The 17462-nt window shown below is 48.6% G+C and carries 20 protein-coding genes; 4 read left to right on the top strand and 16 right to left on the bottom strand.

Annotated features, from left to right (window positions below):
* Positions 1 to 1071 carry an ABC transporter ATP-binding protein gene (locus tag RDW05_RS02080; RefSeq protein WP_307977668.1) on the top strand — a complete coding sequence of 357 codons (1071 nt, stop codon included), beginning with the start codon at positions 1 to 3 and terminating at the stop codon, positions 1069 to 1071.
* 65 nt (positions 1072 to 1136) lie between these two features.
* Here the strand turns inward: RDW05_RS02080 and RDW05_RS02075 are convergent, their stop codons facing one another.
* From RDW05_RS02075 to RDW05_RS02055, 5 genes are all read right to left on the bottom strand, one after another.
* The gene (locus RDW05_RS02075) at positions 1137 to 1565 is read right to left on the bottom strand and encodes a hypothetical protein (protein ID WP_304272218.1); all 429 of its coding nucleotides are present in this window, start codon (positions 1563 to 1565) and stop codon (positions 1137 to 1139) included.
* Positions 1566 to 1802: 237 nt separating this feature from the next.
* Entirely contained in the window at positions 1803 to 2093 is a 291-nt protein-coding gene (locus tag RDW05_RS02070; protein WP_307977667.1) for a LysM peptidoglycan-binding domain-containing protein, read from the bottom strand.
* Positions 2094 to 2302: 209 nt separating this feature from the next.
* Positions 2303 to 3706: an FAD-binding oxidoreductase gene (locus RDW05_RS02065; RefSeq protein WP_307977666.1), complete on the bottom strand. Its 1404-nt coding sequence runs from the start codon at positions 3704 to 3706 to the stop codon at positions 2303 to 2305.
* 91 nt (positions 3707 to 3797) lie between these two features.
* A complete protein-coding gene (locus RDW05_RS02060) occupies positions 3798 to 4736 on the bottom strand; it encodes an AEC family transporter (RefSeq protein WP_307977665.1) in 939 nt (312 codons plus the stop codon).
* Positions 4737 to 4793: 57 nt separating this feature from the next.
* On the bottom strand, positions 4794 to 5132 hold the full coding sequence (locus RDW05_RS02055; RefSeq protein WP_307977664.1) for a hypothetical protein: 339 nt from the start codon (positions 5130 to 5132) through the stop codon (positions 4794 to 4796).
* A 186-nt stretch (positions 5133 to 5318) separates the two neighbouring features.
* Between RDW05_RS02055 and RDW05_RS02050 the strand changes: the two genes are divergently transcribed.
* The 3 genes from RDW05_RS02050 to RDW05_RS02040 are packed head-to-tail and all read left to right on the top strand — an operon-like array spanning position 5319 to position 7384.
* On the top strand, positions 5319 to 5753 hold the full coding sequence (locus RDW05_RS02050; RefSeq protein WP_307977663.1) for an Rrf2 family transcriptional regulator: 435 nt from the start codon (positions 5319 to 5321) through the stop codon (positions 5751 to 5753).
* A gap of 51 nt (positions 5754 to 5804) precedes the next feature.
* Positions 5805 to 6380, top strand: a complete 576-nt coding sequence (locus tag RDW05_RS02045; RefSeq protein ID WP_293829009.1) for a hydrolase — start codon at positions 5805 to 5807, stop codon at positions 6378 to 6380.
* On the top strand, positions 6377 to 7384 hold the full coding sequence (locus RDW05_RS02040; RefSeq protein WP_307977662.1) for a hypothetical protein: 1008 nt from the start codon (positions 6377 to 6379) through the stop codon (positions 7382 to 7384). Before RDW05_RS02045 ends, RDW05_RS02040 begins: the two co-directional genes overlap by 4 nt.
* A gap of 219 nt (positions 7385 to 7603) precedes the next feature.
* On the opposite strand, the gene RDW05_RS02035 is transcribed toward RDW05_RS02040, so the two are convergent.
* From RDW05_RS02035 to RDW05_RS01985, 11 genes are all read right to left on the bottom strand, one after another.
* Positions 7604 to 8281 (bottom strand): heparan-alpha-glucosaminide N-acetyltransferase domain-containing protein, encoded by a 678-nt coding sequence (locus RDW05_RS02035; protein WP_293724795.1) that lies wholly within the window; start codon positions 8279 to 8281, stop codon positions 7604 to 7606.
* Between the two features lie 287 nt (positions 8282 to 8568).
* Positions 8569 to 9420, bottom strand: a complete 852-nt coding sequence (gene rsmA, locus RDW05_RS02030) for a 16S rRNA (adenine(1518)-N(6)/adenine(1519)-N(6))-dimethyltransferase RsmA (RefSeq protein ID WP_021720775.1) — start codon at positions 9418 to 9420, stop codon at positions 8569 to 8571.
* Positions 9417 to 9959, bottom strand: a complete 543-nt coding sequence (gene rnmV, locus RDW05_RS02025; RefSeq protein ID WP_293387887.1) for a ribonuclease M5 — start codon at positions 9957 to 9959, stop codon at positions 9417 to 9419. The genes rsmA and rnmV overlap by 4 nt, the downstream gene beginning before the upstream one ends.
* Positions 9960 to 9974: 15 nt before the next feature.
* Positions 9975 to 10943 carry a 3D domain-containing protein gene (locus RDW05_RS02020; protein ID WP_307977661.1) on the bottom strand — a complete coding sequence of 323 codons (969 nt, stop codon included), beginning with the start codon at positions 10941 to 10943 and terminating at the stop codon, positions 9975 to 9977.
* A 148-nt stretch (positions 10944 to 11091) separates the two neighbouring features.
* Positions 11092 to 11820, bottom strand: coding sequence for a methyltransferase (locus RDW05_RS02015; RefSeq protein ID WP_307977660.1), 729 nt, complete (start codon positions 11818 to 11820; stop codon positions 11092 to 11094).
* Positions 11813 to 12655 (bottom strand): stage 0 sporulation family protein, encoded by an 843-nt coding sequence (locus RDW05_RS02010; RefSeq protein WP_021720771.1) that lies wholly within the window; start codon positions 12653 to 12655, stop codon positions 11813 to 11815. The genes RDW05_RS02015 and RDW05_RS02010 overlap by 8 nt, the downstream gene beginning before the upstream one ends.
* A 6-nt stretch (positions 12656 to 12661) precedes the next feature.
* The gene (locus RDW05_RS02005; protein ID WP_307977659.1) at positions 12662 to 13687 is read right to left on the bottom strand and encodes a DNA polymerase III subunit delta'; all 1026 of its coding nucleotides are present in this window, start codon (positions 13685 to 13687) and stop codon (positions 12662 to 12664) included.
* Position 13688: 1 nt separating this feature from the next.
* Complete coding sequence (tmk, locus tag RDW05_RS02000) at positions 13689 to 14324, bottom strand: dTMP kinase (RefSeq protein ID WP_307977658.1); 636 nt, start codon at positions 14322 to 14324, stop codon at positions 13689 to 13691.
* 10 nt (positions 14325 to 14334) lie between these two features.
* Positions 14335 to 15783 (bottom strand): aminotransferase class I/II-fold pyridoxal phosphate-dependent enzyme, encoded by a 1449-nt coding sequence (locus RDW05_RS01995; protein ID WP_307977657.1) that lies wholly within the window; start codon positions 15781 to 15783, stop codon positions 14335 to 14337.
* A gap of 191 nt (positions 15784 to 15974) precedes the next feature.
* The gene (locus tag RDW05_RS01990; RefSeq protein ID WP_307977656.1) at positions 15975 to 16754 is read right to left on the bottom strand and encodes a TatD family hydrolase; all 780 of its coding nucleotides are present in this window, start codon (positions 16752 to 16754) and stop codon (positions 15975 to 15977) included.
* Between the two features lie 3 nt (positions 16755 to 16757).
* The gene (locus RDW05_RS01985; protein ID WP_307977655.1) at positions 16758 to 17348 is read right to left on the bottom strand and encodes a hypothetical protein; all 591 of its coding nucleotides are present in this window, start codon (positions 17346 to 17348) and stop codon (positions 16758 to 16760) included.
* Positions 17349 to 17462 lie beyond the last annotated feature (114 nt).

Below are 17462 nucleotides of genomic sequence, written 5' to 3'. Positions count from 1 at the left end.
ATGTCCTATATCCGTTTAGTAAATGTAACCAAACAATTTGGCGATGTAACCGCTGTCAATAACCTGAATTTGGAAATCGGCAAGGGTGAATGCTTCTCCATGCTGGGACCATCAGGTTGCGGCAAAACTACCACCCTGCGCATGGTGGCAGGCTTCGAAGATTTGTCTGACGGTGAAGTATGGGTAGGCGACCGCCTGCTTTCCTCACCTAAAAAGCATCACTATACACCTCCGGAAAACCGTAATTTCGGCATGGTTTTCCAAGCCTTTGCTGTATGGCCGCACATGAGTGTTTACGAAAACGTTGCTTTTCCGCTGCGTCTGCGCAAACTGCCCAAGAGTGAAATTGACCAACGCACACGTGATGCCCTCATTGCTACCAACCTGCTGAAATCAGCAGAAGACAGCCCGGCCAACCTGTCAGGCGGCGGCAAACAGCGCGTTGCTTTAGCACGTGCGCTGGCTATTAATCCTGACGTAATGCTGCTTGACGAACCTCTCTCCAGTCTGGACCCGCATCTGCGTGAGGAAATGCGCTTTGAAATCAAAGACCTGCAGCGCAAATATGGCTTCTCCATTATTTACGTAACACATGACCAATCCGAGGCAATGGCACTTTCCGATCGTATCCTGGTTATGAAATTAGGTGTTATGCAGCAGATTGATACACCGCTCAATGTTTACAACAACCCATCCAACAAATTCGTTTTCAGCTTCATCGGTGTATCCAGCTTCACTGATGTTACCTGGCAAGGAAACCAGGCCTTCATCAAAGGCTCACAGCATGCACTTCCGTCCGCACTTGTTATCCCGGACCGGATGCGTGGCGAAACTGTCTTCAACCTCGCCAGCCGTCCGACCGAGATCTGCTTTACCAGCGAAACCGATCCCAACGGCGTGCGTGGTATAGTTCTCCGCAAGGCCTTCCTTGGCGAAATCATCGACTATCTGGTAAAAATCGGTGATCAGGAAATCCGCGTACAAATCGGGCGCCGTGAGCCCGGTCCTGAAGTTAACGAGGTATGCTATCTGCACTTCCTGCGTCCCTTCTGGTACAAAGTAAACGAATAAGCTCTCCATAAAAAAACCAGCATATCAAATATGATATGCTGGTTTTTTATGTCATTTTCCTTCTTTTAAAGCTTTACGTCCAGCGAAGCGCTCACGCCAACGCCCTGCACGCGGTTAACATTTTGATAAGACACATTATCCACCGGAATCAGCACCTTACAACGCACGCCCAAAAGCGTCTGCTCAATCATCAGCGCCGCCTTTACCTGGTCTACTTTAGACTGCGGTCCTGAAACCTGCGCCGCACCGGCACGACTGCCATCACCAACAGAAATAATCGGCACTACCTTCGTCGCATCTGTAGAGCTTACACCGTATTTAGCCGTTACAGAGTTAATTGCATTATTCAGCGCCGGAGCGGTAGCATCTACGGCATAACCAATCGCGCCGCCCTTGAGGACCTTATCCAAAATACCGGCCTGCGCTGCAGGCATACTGTTACCTAAAACAAAACCGCACACAAGTGCTGCTGCAATCCATTTTTTATTTTTCATAACGCATACCTCCTCGAATACTTATTATATTCTACAAGCGGCGTTAAAAGCCTTGCAAGTATTCTGTGAAATTAAAGTAACGAGATTGTTACTGCCCGGAATTTATATTTCCCTATAACCGAAGAGCATCCCTAAAGGTTATCAAGAGCCTCACAATCTAGATTATAAAGTATCAAAGGCTGTTGTACTACCCTGCAAGTACAACAGCCTTTATATTTTGCTCATACTATTTTGCTATCATTTATTTTCTGCTATCATCAGACCGCTGTCATGCACGCGCAGCGGTACCTTTAACACCTGGCCAGGATAAATAGTCTTAGATTTTAGCTTATTAGCCTGCGCAATGCGGAAAATAACCTCTCGCACGTCCTCTCGTTCTTCTGTATGACGTCCGGCAATATCCCACAGCGTTTCGCCATCAGCAACAGTCACAGTATATTCCTTGTAAACAGGTTCGTCAGCAAACACAGCACTATAGCCAGCATAAAGTAAGCAAGCACAGCAGATAATAGTTAAAAACCTTTTCATATCTATCACCACCTAATAAATCTCTGTTTGCTTATATTATAGTATCAAGTACGAACTTTGTCAACACTTTTGTGAATTTTTGTTTGCTGTTTTCTGATGTTTTTCGAACATTTTACTTAAATCAAATGTCGTTTATGCGCTATATCTAAAAAATTACTGCAGCAAAAAAGGCATTACCTTTCGGCAATGCCTCTTTACCTAAGCTTGTGCTACTCTATATCAAAAATTTTACCCGGATTCAGGATATTATTGGGATCCAGGGCTTTTTTAATCGCACGCATCATTTCCAGCTCATCGAGATTAGTAAATTCCTGCATCAGCTGTTTACGTTTATAGCCAATACCATGCTCACCGCTCAAGCGACCGCCGTGTGCATAAATAAAGCGATACAACTCCTGCTGGTTGGCCTTTACTCTGGCATCCCAATCAGCATAATCCTCAGCCTCCTGTTTCAGGATATTCAGATGAATGTTGCCATCGCCGGCATGACTGGCAATGCGTGTTACCAGCTGATATTTTTCTGCCAGACGCAGGATTTCTGCAAGCAGCGCAGGCTCGTGGTCTACCGGACAGACAACGTCCTCCTTGCAGACAATCAGGCTTTCAGCACGCACTGCTTCGGCAAAGGCCTTGCGTGCCTGCCAGATTTTATCGTGTTCGGCTACCAGCACATCACCAGCACCATTTTCGGAGCAGATTTCATCCATCGTGCAGGCCTTTTCATCAAGATCGTCCTCGCTGGTGCCTTCCACTTCTACGATAAGATAATTGCCCTTGTCACTGCCCTGCAGCGTTGTACCAAGATAACGCTCCACGGATTTGATAGTGATATTATCCATATATTCTACGCAGGTAGGCATAATGCCAGCCATAATCAGCTTGTTAACTGTGCCAATGGCGTCCTCAGGTGCTTCAAAAACTGCCAGCAGATCCATGCTATATTTAGGCAACGGCAGCAGCTTCACAGTAATCTGCGTGATGATACCCAAGGTACCCTCGCTGCCAATAATCAGCTGCTCCAGGCAGTAGCCTGTAGTCTGCTTTTGCAGGCGTGCTCCCAGCTGCACAATCTTGCCGGTTGGATTAACCACCTCCACAGCATATACCTGATGACGTGTAGTGCCATATTTAACCGCACGGTTGCCACCAGCATTGGTTGCCACGTTGCCGCCGATAAAGCAGGAATCACCGCTGCAGGGGTCGCCTGCATAAAAAGCACCCTTGGCCGCAGCCGCAGTCTGCAAATCGGAAGTGCGCACACCCGGCTCTACAACCGCATACATAGCATCGGCATTAACCTCGATAATTTTATTCATCTTTTCGAGTGAAAGCACTACACCGCCATAAATCGGCACTGCACCGCAGGCAAGACCTGTGCCTGCGCCACGCGGCACAACCGGAAAGTGATATTCATTCGCCAGCTTTACAACAGCTGCTACCTGCTGCGCATTTTCTGCAAACACCACTGCCTCAGGCATATGATGATATGCCGGGTCAGTCACTTCATCATGGGCATATATTTCCATCTGCCCTGCATCCGTCACAACATTTTGTGCGCCAACCAAAGCCTGCAGCTTGACAATTATTTCGTTAGACAGCTTGTTATATTCCATAATTCAGTCCTCCTCATTTGTAACAATAAGATTTTACATAACTCTATGCTTATTTTATCACAAATCACGATATTTATAACAGCAAATCTTTTTAGTGTACCAGCCACATATAAAAAGGTATTGCCAACACTGCCAGCACAGTACTTACCGCCGTCAGCATAGCGGCATATTTATAATCGCCGCCGTAGCCTTTGGCTACAATCGCCGTATTGGTCATCGCCGGCATCGCCGCCATAATTACAAATACCTTTTCCATCATAGGTTCCAGATGGAAAAACGGCAGAATCAGGAAAACTATCCAAGGACAGATTAAATAGCGTCCCAGCATAGCAACTACCAGCTCCTTGCCTACGGCAATTTCTTCCCAACGGGTTTTGCTCATGGCAATACCGATGAACAGCATCGCCAGCGGCGTAGTCATGCTTCCCAGATAATGAAAGGACTTGAATACCGGCTCAGGCAGATTCCATTCCAGCAGTACCATCACCACGCCCAACATAAAGCCCATCAGTGGCGGCGACATAATGCTTTTCAATGTCTTACGGCTGAAAAGCGGCATTGTTACGCCATTACTGCTTGCCAGGTCATGAAAGCCGATAGTCCAGAAAAGCGTTGTATTCACCATGTAGTAAATCATAATATAAGGCGCACCGGCGTCACCGAACAAGGCTATGCCTAATGGTAGTCCAATAAAAATAGTGTTGGAAAAGCTGACACAAATTGAAAAAATCCCTCTGTGCTCTTGCGGAACTCCTATCAATCGTCCTAGCAGCCTGCTGATAAAATAGCCTGCCAGCATCGATATCAGCGGTACAATCAGGCCATGTGAAAGCGTGATAAGCTGGTCATGCTTAAACTGTCCTAAAATATTGGTCAACATATATGTAGGCAGGCAGACATAATTTACGAGCCGCGAAATGAGCGCCACACTTTCCTCACTGAACCAGCCCCTGCGCTCTAAATAAAAGCCAACAGCAATCATCAGCATAATGGTCAACACACCATTTAGTGCATGTAAAACTATTTCCATTCTCTTCCCATCATAAAACAAAAATTGCCGAAGCTGCGTGCTTCGGCAGTAAAGATTTTAGTTTTTGGATTTTTTTACTTCTTCCAGTTTGTTTTTCATCCAGTCAATCATTGCTACCTTACCAAAATCATGCCAGGTTTCGCATTCAGTATTTTTAGCAATATATTCATTCCACTTATCCTGATTAACATTTTCTACTTCCATCAGGTTCATGATGCCAAAGCCACTGCGCCAGATCATATCATCCATAGAAGTGAATTTGCTGTTTTCCTGCAAAAACTTGGGGTTAAATAATTCCTGGAAGGATACCTTGTTCAAAATCTTGCCCAGTTCCTTGTCCTCAGTAAAAATTCCCAGATAATGCTTAAAGTTTTTATCTAATTTATTTTTTTCCATCTTCCTGCCTCCGAAATTAATTGTATAAGGGTATTTTAACACAAAAAGCATAAATTGGCACTAGCATTTTCATATTCAGCGCCCAGAATCGTTACTTTTAGCCTGCAGGCAGCAGATATTATAATCATTATTGAATTCCTACTAAATTCATAGTAAAATATAGTCATTAGAAAGGTTGTGACCGCGATGAAAATTTCTACCAAAGGACGATACGCCCTGCGTTTGATGCTTGATTTAGCCATCAACAACACCGGTAGCTATATACCCTTAAAAACAGTTGCCAATCGGCAAAAAATTTCCGATAAATATTTGGAGCAGATTATCCATCAATTAAGTAAGGCAGGCTTTGTCCAAAGCGCCCGCGGCGCTCAGGGAGGCTATCGTCTGGCGCGCACGCCTGACGAATACACTGTCGGTGAAATTCTGCGCACAGTCGAGGGCAGTCTGGCACCTGTATCATGCCTGGACTGCAAAACGCCCTGTGACCAAATTGATTCCTGTATCACGATTGGTCTGTATAAAAAAATTCAGCAGGCCATTGACGGCGTAGTTGACCACACTACGCTGCACGATATGATAAGCGATTACCGTGCCAAGCATCCGCAGGCTGAAAATATTTAAAAGCGAGCTAAGCACCCGCATTATTTATAAAAGCATTAGGAGGAAGATAATATGAACAGAGAAGAAGCCTGGAACTTATTACGTCAATATAACAAGGAATCCTTTCACCTGCGTCACGCTCTTACTGTAGAAGGTATTATGCGTTACTTTGCCAAGGAGCTTGGCTATGCAGACCAGGAGGAATACTGGGGCATTGTAGGCCTGCTGCATGACCTGGATTTTGAGCTCTATCCTGAAGAGCACTGCGTAAAATCCCAGGAGCTGATGCGCGAACATGGTGTAGACGAAAGCATTATCCGCTCCACTGCCAGCCATGGCTGGGGCCTGACTGCCGCTAACATTGAGCCGGAGCATCAGATGGAAAAGGTGCTTTTCGCTATCGATGAGCTTTCCGGCTTAATCGGTGCCGCTGCCCTGATGCGCCCCTCCAAAAGCGTACAGGACATGGAGCTGAAATCCCTGAAGAAAAAATTTAAGGATAAACACTTTGCTGCCGGCTGCAGCCGCGATGTAATCAAGCAAGGTGCCGATATTTTAGGCTGGCCTTTAGACGAGCTGATGGAAAAAACCATCGCCGCTATGCGTGTAGACGAAGCAGCCATCAACGAAGCCTGCGACAAATTATGAGGCGCACAGCCTTAATCTGCTCGCTGTTGCTCTGCCTTTCAGGCAGCAGCTTCGCAGCCACAGCCGAAGAGCTGTGGCAAAATTACCAGCAAAAGCTTCCTGTAGTTTCCACCACGCCAACTAAACCGGCAACAGCACCGGAAGCGACAGACAAGGCTGATGCCGTTCCAACACAAGACGCTGCTGCAGAAAGCGCCGCAGGCGTTGCTCCTAAAGCTGCGTCAGCAGCGAAAGAACCAACAGCAGCACTGCCCAACACGACGGAAACAAAAGCAGCAACTGCTGACGCCAAAACAGCAGAGCAAGCTGTTGTAACTGAAGCGCCTAAAACAGCGACAGAAGCAAACGCAACCGAAACTACGGAAGCAGTCGTAACGGAAACGCCTGTAAAAGCAGCAGACGCAAAAACTGTCGCAGCAGAAACAGCTGCCAGTGCCCCAAATGCTGCTAAGACACCTGTTGTCGGAAACAAGCCTGTAGCGCCCGCTAATAAACCCAAACCTAAGCCTAAGCTTAATTTAGTAGGCAAGCCGCCGCTGCCCAGGCAGTTCATGCGTACACCACAAGTAAACGATTTCACGATTGTCAGCAGCGAAGCCGGTGGCTATAGCCTTGCTGTGCCTAAGGTCTTCGGCAAAAATCCGCTAGCAGACCTGCCACATACTGAGGGTGCCATGCTAGTACGCACCGCCAGTAACATTCTGATGCTGGCAGCAACTGTGCTTGACGCTGCAGATACCACAAGCTTCAAAGCAACAGAAGCATTGCCTGTCTACGAAAACGCCAAGGTATACTGGCAATGGCAGCACGGCAGCCCGTTCATCTGGAACTGTCGCCTAAGTGCCCACAACGACTATCACGGCAACAAACTGCTCTTGACTGCGGAAGCTACGCAAAACGGTAAGACCTACCAGCTGCTTTACGTAATGCCTGCAGCTCAGGCAGATAACTATCTGCCGCAGGCAATTTATTCCTTAGACAGCTTTAAATTAAATCAGCCATAAAGAAAAATCCTCCGACAGCTCGCCAGCTGCGGAGGATTTTCCTCTTTCTCTCTCGTTAATTATGAGTCCGGGGACATTAGCTTTGTTGGGACATTGGCTAAAAGCATGGGGTGTTAAAGGTTAAGAAGAAATAAGTAGAGGGATAACACCATATGCAGACAAACTTGATAACTACGAGAATTTCTATGCAGATTGACTTTTAAAGAAAGGCTTTTTTAGTTAGCTCAACTTTTTCAGATAAGCTTGTCCTTTTTCATGCTCGGACATAAACTGGAACAGGTAGAGGCCGCACAAGAATAAGAAGATGTTAGGCAGGAAAGGCACATACTCCAGCGAGACAAAATCTGCACCGGGCAGCCCCAGCCATACGTTCCAGTCACCGTACAGGAAGGACGGCAGATGTCCAATTATCTTACCTTGCCAGATGATCACGCCATCTGTAAGATGCCTGGTCAAATCATAGGCTATTGCAGATAACAGCCAACCGCAGGAACCGGGAGACTTCTGCAGCCACCAATGAATGGGCTGTACTACCAGATATGCCAGACCAAGGAAGGTAAAGATGCCGAAATAAATGGGATGCTGCGGTGTGAAGATATAGGTGCAAAGCGAAATCGCAGTGCCTACACCCAAAAGGCCCAATCCCCATTTAAGGTAATTGCTGCCCTGGCTAAAGGTCATACCGCACAGAACCACAATGCTCCACAGCGTCAGCCGCTGCCACCATACATAATCCCAAGCAGGATTAGTACCCTGAGCTACATTGATATTATACAGGAAGTAGAAAACTGCCAGATTCAGGAAGGCTGCAGCCTTGAGTGCATTCAGCACACGATACTGCTTCTTTGCTGTTTTTGTTTCTGACTGCTCATACATTTTTGCTAATAACTTTTCCATAATACTTACCTCGCTTTCATCGTGTGAGGTGAAGCGCCGCGCAAACCTTAGGGAATATTTATTATTCCCTGTAGTTATAATATAAACTATTCTGTCAGAATTTTCAAGAGGTCAAGTTATAACGTTTGGGCATGAGGCAATTAGTTTTATATCAGTTATGCTTTATTAGAATATTAATAATGCATTGCAGGAATAACTATGTCCCGAAACAGCCAAAAACAGCAGAGAAACTGTAAACATCATTACACTTTCTCTGCTGTTTTGTAACCTAGCTTCTTTTTTATTTTTTACTTTTCAACACTAAAGGTATTAGTTAATGCCGCAAAATCCTCCAGGCTAAGAGTTTCCGCTCTGCGCTTGCCGTCTACGCCGGCACGCTGCAGCCACTGCGCACACTGCTCAGAGTTGATGCCCATATTCTTCAGCGAATTGCTGAGCATCTTGCGTCTGAGGGAGAATGCTGCCTTAACCACGCGGAAGAACAGCGCTTCGTCGCACACCTTTACCGGCGGCTCGGAGCGGCGCTTGCACACAATAACAGCCGAATCAACAGCCGGTGCGGGGATAAACGAGGTCGGCGGTACGATAAAGGCAATTTCCGGCTCAGTGTAATACTGGATAGCTACCGAAAGTGCACCATAATCTCTGCTGCCGGGTTTGGCAGCCATGCGTTCGGCAACCTCCTTCTGCACCATAGCAACTAAGCGTTCCATAGGCAGGCGCTTTTCCAGCAGGGCAAAAATAATCGGCGTAGTAATATAATACGGCAGGTTAGCGCACACCTTAAATTCCGGTGCTGCCACCGTTTCCATAATATTTACCTGCAGGATATCGCCATTGACAATGCGAACATTGTCATAGCCCTCCAGTGTAACATCCAATACCGGCAGCAGGCGTTTATCCAGCTCTACTGCTACAACATCGGCACCGCTTTCTGCCAGTCCCTGTGTCAGCGTACCGATGCCCGGGCCTACCTCCAGCACCTTATCTGCAGGGGACAGCTCTGCTGCCTCCACAATACGGCGCACAATATTTTCATCAATCAGGAAATTCTGCCCCAGCTTCTTATCGGCACGCAGCTTAAAGCGGTGCAGAATATGATTCGTTACCTGGGGAGAAGCAATAACGGGTTTATTCACTCTTCACTCTCCAATTTTTCTAAAGCAGCCGTAAATTCTTCACGGCTCACGCCATAATGATTCAGGCGTTCCAAAAAGCGTTTGGCATTGCCATAGCCTATACCAAGCTCGGCACCCAGCGCATCACGGCGTGCAGAAGCACTCTCACTGCCGTTCAGGTCATTTTGAAACAAATCGCGCATGGTAAATTCCTGCTGCGGACGATATTCGTGATGACGCACCTTAGCCAGAGCTTCCAAAATAGCCTCCGGCTGTGCTTGCTCCACGCCTACGTCATTATTGGCAGTCGCCTGACGCTTAGGAATAAACGCCTGACCTGCTTCTGGAAAGCGCTCCGTCAGGAAGCGACGAATGCGTTCTCCCGCACCGTCAGGATCAGTCAGGATAATTATCCCGCGTTTTTTATACGCCGCCTCTATCTGGCGCAGAGTATATGGTGCCAGCGTAAAGCCGCCGGTTTCGATAGTATCGGCCTCCAGCGCCTTACCGATTGCCACCGTATCCATTTTTCCTTCTACTACGAGCACTTCCTTAAGCATCAGATAAATTCCACCTTAATCAGCTAAAATATAAATATCTACATCGCGTCTGCCCCACTGGATAGCACGATGATAATCATTAAAGAACAAATCTACTCTGTGGTGAACCATATCGCCACCGGTATCACCGGCCATAGCGATACCATAACCGGGGATATACATTTTTGTATAATACGGAATAAAGCGCGGGTCAACAGCCACAATGCCTTCATACGGAACAAGACCGATAGAAGTACGGCTGCCTGTTGCTACATAAGCAGAGGCATGCGCGCTGATTTTTTTCGTATAGCGCTTATAGCCCTCAGGAGTATAGACGCTCATCGCCATACCCTTGCGGATAACCTTTGTTTCCGGCTCAATCAGCACATGACGCGTCAGCTCCTGCAAGGAATGACTGCCGTCACCGTTCTTCACCTTTTTGGAAACAACCTTCGCTGTACCGGCCTTGCCTTCAACATGTATCTTTTCCGTACCGAAGTTCAGACTGTAATCGTCCTCATACTTCACCGGAATATCTACACTGGCTTCACTGAATTGCAGCTCCTCATCGGCATTCAAAATATAAACCTGCATGCCTTCCTTAAACGGCTCATGCACATCCGGATAAACACGCTCCTTTTTGTAGGAGATGCCCAAATCCTTCAGCGCTTCGCCTACAGTCGGCTTGCAGCTTTTGTATTCTACCGTTTCATTGCCACGGATAACAGTAAAGGGCTTGCCGCGCAGTACCTCAATGACACTGCCGTTCTGTACCCTTTTGCTATTCTGCAGCTTCCAGCCATCGCCCTTCTCCAGGACAACGCCGGCCTCCTGCAAAATCTTACCCGGCTTTACTGCATTAGTACGCACTTCTTTAGTCTGGCCGTCACAGAGAATCGTCACCTGCTGTGAAATATCAAAACCCGTCAGGAAGGGTACCATCAGCATAAGAATAACGGCAGACAATAAACAATTTAAATGTAATCTGCATATATGCTTAATCATAAAAACCTCCTTAATCCGGTAATTATTTTAACATAAAACAGCAGGAAGCGTCAAATTTGTGACATTTACGGCATTTTCACGTATCTAAAATATATAATTTGTTAGCATATAGACTAGTTATAGTCTAAAATTTTCCCGTCCACTGAGATTATTTAACAGCAGACTCATAGAATTTTTTTACCCGCTCTGTATAGCTGCCATCCTGATTATACATTATCAACGGCGGCAGAACATCCAGACCATAGCTGCCACCCTTCTGCATTTCCATCAGGAAAATCCAGGCAGGCTTATCAATTTTGGAATGCACCCATTGCAAACGCTTCGGCTGCAGGCCATACTTCAGCGCCAGCTGCATGCTTTCGGCAAAGCGCTCCGGCAGCTGCACCAGAGCAAAGCGTCCGCGATAGCGCACAGCAAAGGCCGCTGCCCGAAAAAAATCCTCCAGCGTCGAGGTAACCTCGTGGCAGGCAGCAGTGCCTACCTGGCGCACGTTGCCGCTATTGCGGTAGGGCGGATTGGCAGCCACCAAATCCATACTCTCCGGCTGCAGCAGCTGCTTGTAATTGCGCAAATCGCCGTCTATAACAGTAAACTTATCCTGCAGAGAATTATCCGCAACGCTTTGGCGCACCAGCTTTGTTACCTGCGGATTGCAGTCAAGCGCAGTAACCTCCGCCGCACCTCTGCTTTCCAGCAGCATGCTGATGGCACCGGTGCCACAGCCCAGCTCCAACACCTTGGCCTTACGCACGACATGCGGAAAGTTGCCTAAAAACACAGCATCCGTAGTATAGCAGAACTCTTTGGCATCCTGCCAGATTTTATAGCCGCAGCCCGGCACATAATCACAGCGCAGGCTGTTTTCCTGCTCAGACATTGTCAGCCTGGGAAGCATCTACAAGCTCTTCCCACTCCACCTGAATAGTATTATCCGGAGAAAGCTGTACAGCAGCGGTACGCTCCTTTCGGTTAATGCCTACTACCTTGCCTTCGCCCATAGTAGTCACTACCTTGCTGCCCATCTTGGGAATTTCAATACGCTCGCGACGACCGCAGCCGTTGCAGCCGTGCTTGCAGTACATATGGTTTTCATACTTCAGGCAGCACATCAGACGACCGCAGATGCCGGAAATCTTCGTCGGGTTCAAAGACAGGCTCTGGTCCTTGGCCATGCGGATAGAAACAGGCTCAAAGTCGCCCAAAAAGGTTGCACAGCACAGCGGACGGCCGCAGCTGCCGATACCACCCAGCATCTTGGCCTCATCGCGAACACCAATCTGGCGCAGCTCGATACGGGTACGGAAAACAGCTGCCAAATCCTTAACCAGCTCACGGAAGTCAATGCGTCCGTCAGCAGTGAAGTAGAAAATAATCTTATTCACATCAAAGGTAAACTCTACGTCAATCAGACGCATGGGCAGGCCATGATTTTTGATTTTGCGCAAGCAGATATTGAACGCTTCCTTTTCACGGATTTTGTTTTCTGCCAGCTTCATGTCATCATCGGCTGTTGCTTTACGCATAACCGGCTTGAGCGGGGAAACAATCTGCTTGTCTTCTACCTCACGCGGTCCGATAACGACCTCGCCGTATTCCACACCACGCGCTGTTTCTACGATAGCAAAATCACCCTTTGCTACACCTGTTTCCGCCGGGTCAAAATAATATATCTTGCACGCTTTTTTAAAGCGAATGCCTACTACTGTCGGCATAAATTATCACTCCTTATAAATTTTATCTATTTTAAGCGCCATGGTTTCCAATGCCGTCTTCATGCCGACACTGCTTACCAATGCGTCATATGCTTCCTGTACAATCACTAAAGCCTGCTTCAGCGCCGACAGCTGCCAGCCGCTGCTCTGACTTTTAAGCTCATCCAGTAAATCTATATTATATATTCTATCATAAAGCTGCAATTTGCACATCATTAAATCGCGCAACAGCAGCTGCCACAGCTGCACAAGCAGCAGTGCCTGCTCGCGCTGCAGCTTTTTATCCAGCCAGCTGCGGCCGGCCAGATAATTCATCGGCATCGCCAAGGGCAAAGCCTCCAAAAAGGCTGCCGCCTGCTTACGGCATTCAAATACATCCAACTGCCCCTTGGCTGCAGCTAAATTCAGCGCCAAGCCGATTGAGCCTTCACTGATACGTGCCAACACTGCAGCCTTGGCAGGCTCTATCTGCCTTGCCTGCAGCGCCTGCTCCACCAGCTGCGGCTCGATTGCCTGAAAGCGCAGCTGCACCACGCGCGACATAATAGTCGGCAACAGCCTGTTGACATTGGCTGCCAGCAAAATAATCACCCAGCCGGCCGGCGGCTCCTCCAGCAGCTTCAAAAAAGCATTGGCGGCCGCAGGCACCATGGTATCTGCATCCTCAACAATGCACACCCGCGTCGGTGACATCACCGGTGCCAGCACCGTTTTAGCCGTCAGCTCCCTGATCTGGTCGATAATAATCGTATCTCTTAAACGGTCCTTTTTATCATCCCATTCGTGCTGCACCAGCACAAAATCAGGATGGCTCAGATTGCCGTCCTGCAGGTTCATCAGCCTGCAGGCCTCACAGCCATCTGTTCCGCTATGCTGAAAGCAAAGCAGTGCCTTGGCAAATTCCAGAGCCAGCGTGCGCTTACCCAAGCCGGCTGCACCGCTGAACAGCAATGCATGCGGACGCTCCTTGGCCTGCAGATAATTCTGCAGAAAATTTTTCTGTTCTTTGTGGCCGATAATATGCTCCCACATTTTATTTCTCTCCGCTGATTACTCTACTGATGACCTGCAGCACCTTCGCAGTAACCTCCTGCTGCGTGCCTAAGGCATCAATCACCTGCAAGCGTTGCGGCTCCGCCTCGGCCAGCTGCAGAAAGCCTGCACGCAGTCGCTGCTGAAATTCCAGCCCCTGCTTTTCATAACGGTCCTGCACACCACGCTGCTGGCGACGCGCCAGCAATTTTGCCGGGTCGGCATCAAAAACAAGCGTCAAATCAGGCTCCAAGCCTCCGGTAGCAAAAGAGCCCAACCGGCGCAGCTGCGCAATCTCCTCCGGAGTTTTGCCCTGCGCCAGTCCCTGATAAACCAGTGTTGAATCATTGAAGCGGTCACAGATAATAATCTTGCCTGCTTCCACAGCCGGACGCAGCAGCTTGTCGACATGCTCGCTGCGTGCTGCCAGATACAGCAACGTCTGCGTTGCTGTTGTCAGCGGCAGCTCCGGGTCCAACACCAAAGCGCGCACCTTTTCAGCCAGCTGAGTACCACCGGGCTCGCGGCTTTCCAGTACATCATAGCCCTGCTCGCGCAAGGCCTGCGCTGCCAAATGCTGCTGGGTAGTTTTCCCCGCTCCGTCTATTCCTTCAAATGTAATGAAAAATCCTCGCATTTTATTTACCTCAATCCGCAATAATACGTATCGTTTGTAAGCTGCTGTCCGCAGGTCCGCTTACCGGTAAACCCAGCTCCTTCTGCGCTATGCAGTAGGCAATAATCTCTTCCGTTACCAGCTCACCCGGCAGCAGTACCGGTATTCCCGGCGGATAAAAGCTCACCTGCTCGCCGCAGATTTTGCCTGCAGCCTGCGCCAACGGTACCACCTTTTTCGCACGATAGAACACGTCGCGCAAAGGCAAAACTGCCTGCGTCTGCGGCACCCTCGCTGCCGCTGCCAGCTGCAGCGGCGCACGCTTTTGCGCCTGCATTTTATCCAATACGGCAGCAATCCTTGCCAACGCCTCATCATAATCCGTAGTAACATCGGCATAGGTCACCAAAAAGAGTACATTATAGGCATCTACTAATTCCACGGCAATTCTTGCCTCACGGAAAAGTTCCCCTACCTCTACGCCGCTATAGCCCCAGGCTGCAAAGTTGACTGTCACCTTGGTGCTGTCCAGCTGCAGTCCGCCGCAATCCGCTGCTTCCATTACACGCAATCCGCTATAGGCGGCACACAGGCTGCGCAGCTTGGCAGCAGCCTGTACAGCCGCCGCTGCCATCTCCTTGCCGTAGACCTGCACCTGCGCTCTGGCAGCATCCAGTGATGCCATCAGCAGATAGTTGGGACTTGTCGTCGTCAAAAGGCTCATCACATCCGCCGCACGCTGCAAATCAAGATACGCTCCCTGCACATGCAGCATACTGCACTGCGTCATCGCGCCCAAAATTTTATGCGTACTCTGAGCACAGGCATCAGCACCGCACTGCAGAGCGGACGGCGGCAACAGCTCACTGAAGCCCAAATGCGGTCCATGCGCCTCATCCACCAGCAGCACTGCATTATGCGCATGGCAGCAATCGGCAATCGCCCGCACATCTGCCGCCACACCGTAATAATTGGGGCTTGTCAGCAACACCGCTTTAATCTTGCTGTCCTGCGCCAGCGCCGCCTCTATCTGCTGCACAGTAACCTGCATCTGAATACCGAATTTCGGCTGATACTCCGGCTGTAGATAAACTGCCTCTATACCACCCAAAACAAGTCCGCCGGCAACACTGCGGTGCGCATTACGCGGCAACAGCAGCTTTTCTCCCGGATTCAGCGCCGTCAGCAGCATGGCATGAATTGCCTGGCTCGTGCCGTTGACTGCCCAAAAGCAGGCATCACTGCCGTAGGTTTGCGCTGCCAGCTCTTGCGCTTCTTTAATATAGGTTTCCGGCTCGTGGATATCGTCCAGCTCGCTCATCAGCGACACGTCCATCTGCACGCTGCCACCCAGCTCCTGACGCAGCAAGCGCTGCATGCCGCGTCCTCCCTTATGTCCGGGAGTATGCAGAGGATAGACGTCCTCACTTTTATATTGCAGCATCGCCTCTATTAAAGGCATGCTAATTTTATCTTTCATTATTTGCTCCCTCCGGCAAAGCTAAACTAATTTAGTACATCATTATATTTTAACATATTTAGCACTGCAGATATAGCTTTAAAGCAGCCATCCGCACAAATTTATTCTTTACGCTCCGCACGTCTGCACAAAAAAGAGAGGCCCATGCATCACAGGACCTCTCTGATTATTTGCCGTAAGCAGCCTTATGCTTATTTTATCTTCCAGAATAATCTTTTTGTATTTGCCGTAGCAATTGCCGCCAGCTCTTCAAACTCCATTCCCAGCACCTGCGCCGCATTACGCGCCGTATATTCCGTATAGCCGGGATTATTGCGCTTGCCGCGGAACGGTATCGGTGTAAGATAAGGGCTGTCGGTTTCAAACAGCAGCAGCTCCTTAGGAATATACTGCATAACCTCACGCACCTTCTGCGCATTCTTATAGGTAGACGTACCGCCGAAGCCAAAGTAATAGCCGCGTTTAGCCAGCTCCTTCGCCATTTCCAGCGAGCCGCTGAAGCAGTGGAACACTGCCTGTACGCCATGCACTTCCTTCTGGAAGATTTCCAGCATATCGCCGTGCGCATCCCTGTCATGAATAATCACCGGCAAATCAAACTGCTTAGCCAGGTCAATCTGCTCTAAGAAAATACGCTTCTGTACCTCCTTAGGCTCGTTTTCCTTCCAGTAATAATCAAGACCGATTTCACCGATTGCCACAACCTTCGGGTGCTGCGCCCACTCTGCCAGCTGCTGCAGATAATCAGCAGGAATACCCTTTAAATTTTCCGGATGCCAGCCTACTGCCGCATATATAAACGGATATTTTTCCGCCAGCTCCACCGCAACAGCACTGCTGGCAGCATCACAGCCGGGATTGACGATACCGTCCATATCCTGCTCCAGCTGCGCAATCAGTTGCTCTCTGTCTTCGTTAAACGCTTCGTCATCTAAATGGGCATGCGAATCCCACAAACCAGTTCTGCTCATAATTTACCTCACATTCACAAAAAAGTTCAGATACAGCTGCAAAAAAAGCAGCATACTGAACAAAATATAACGGAAAACCGCCGCCTTACGCGAATAATATTCGCAGCCCGGCAGGTAAAATTCTTTTGGATTTTGCGGATTATAAATAATTTTACGCGGCAGCTTCAGCGTAAAGCCACGCTCCAGCACGTCGCCACTCTTTTCCTTGGTTCCCTTGGCTTCGTTCAAGGCCTCGCTGTATTCCTTGTCACCGACTTTATAGGTAAAAACAGGACACAGCTGCTTGCCACGGCTCCAGCTGCTTTTGTAGCCGGTAATCACCGCACGCACCTCTTTAGTACACAGGCTGCTCAGCTTAGGGAAATAGTTCTTCGTAAAGATGCAGACAATGCCATATAAATAAATCAGCAGCGCCAGCTTCAGCGTCCAGGCCATGCCCTTAAACATGTAAAAATCGTAACCGGGATAATGCTCTCCCAGCCATGCATGCGGCAGGATATAAGGCACCATGCTGCTCAGCAGCACTAAAATCATACTGATGCCTATAAAAATATACGGTCGCCAGAACAAGCGCGAAAAAAGCTTTTCGGACACTGATAAGTCCCCCTTCCAAAATAAAAGACAATATGTTAATAGACGAAGAGCAGGCACTCCTCATCCGCCAAAACGTATCAGAGTGACTGCTCTAAATCTCAGAGTGCATCAAGC

This window comes from uncultured Phascolarctobacterium sp., assembly GCF_902463975.1.
Classification (GTDB): Bacteria; Bacillota; Negativicutes; order Acidaminococcales; family Acidaminococcaceae; genus Phascolarctobacterium_A.
Note: the sequence above shows the minus strand (reverse complement) of the source record. Positions and strands in the feature narration are given on the sequence as shown.

Excerpts from the sequence above, each read along its gene's own strand:
- RDW05_RS02010 (WP_021720771.1), bottom strand. The coding sequence starts at position 12,655 with ATGCCGACAGTAGTAGGCATTCGCTTTAAAAAAGCGTGCAAGATATAT.
- RDW05_RS02080 (WP_307977668.1), top strand. The coding sequence starts at position 1 with ATGTCCTATATCCGTTTAGTAAATGTAACCAAACAATTTGGCGATGTA.
- RDW05_RS02060 (WP_307977665.1), bottom strand. The coding sequence starts at position 4,736 with ATGGAAATAGTTTTACATGCACTAAATGGTGTGTTGACCATTATGCTG.
- RDW05_RS02020 (WP_307977661.1), bottom strand. The coding sequence starts at position 10,943 with ATGATTAAGCATATATGCAGATTACATTTAAATTGTTTATTGTCTGCC.
- RDW05_RS02015 (WP_307977660.1), bottom strand. The coding sequence starts at position 11,820 with ATGTCTGAGCAGGAAAACAGCCTGCGCTGTGATTATGTGCCGGGCTGC.
- RDW05_RS02035 (WP_293724795.1), bottom strand. The coding sequence starts at position 8,281 with ATGGAAAAGTTATTAGCAAAAATGTATGAGCAGTCAGAAACAAAAACA.
- rnmV (WP_293387887.1), bottom strand. The coding sequence starts at position 9,959 with ATGCTTAAGGAAGTGCTCGTAGTAGAAGGAAAAATGGATACGGTGGCA.
- RDW05_RS01995 (WP_307977657.1), bottom strand. The coding sequence starts at position 15,783 with ATGAAAGATAAAATTAGCATGCCTTTAATAGAGGCGATGCTGCAATAT.
- RDW05_RS02065 (WP_307977666.1), bottom strand. The coding sequence starts at position 3,706 with ATGGAATATAACAAGCTGTCTAACGAAATAATTGTCAAGCTGCAGGCT.
- tmk (WP_307977658.1), bottom strand. The coding sequence starts at position 14,324 with ATGCGAGGATTTTTCATTACATTTGAAGGAATAGACGGAGCGGGGAAA.
- RDW05_RS02055 (WP_307977664.1), bottom strand. The coding sequence starts at position 5,132 with ATGGAAAAAAATAAATTAGATAAAAACTTTAAGCATTATCTGGGAATT.
- RDW05_RS02075 (WP_304272218.1), bottom strand. The coding sequence starts at position 1,565 with ATGAAAAATAAAAAATGGATTGCAGCAGCACTTGTGTGCGGTTTTGTT.
- RDW05_RS01990 (WP_307977656.1), bottom strand. The coding sequence starts at position 16,754 with ATGAGCAGAACTGGTTTGTGGGATTCGCATGCCCATTTAGATGACGAA.
- RDW05_RS02050 (WP_307977663.1), top strand. The coding sequence starts at position 5,319 with ATGAAAATTTCTACCAAAGGACGATACGCCCTGCGTTTGATGCTTGAT.
- RDW05_RS02045 (WP_293829009.1), top strand. The coding sequence starts at position 5,805 with ATGAACAGAGAAGAAGCCTGGAACTTATTACGTCAATATAACAAGGAA.
- RDW05_RS02005 (WP_307977659.1), bottom strand. The coding sequence starts at position 13,687 with ATGTGGGAGCATATTATCGGCCACAAAGAACAGAAAAATTTTCTGCAG.
- RDW05_RS02070 (WP_307977667.1), bottom strand. The coding sequence starts at position 2,093 with ATGAAAAGGTTTTTAACTATTATCTGCTGTGCTTGCTTACTTTATGCT.
- RDW05_RS02040 (WP_307977662.1), top strand. The coding sequence starts at position 6,377 with ATGAGGCGCACAGCCTTAATCTGCTCGCTGTTGCTCTGCCTTTCAGGC.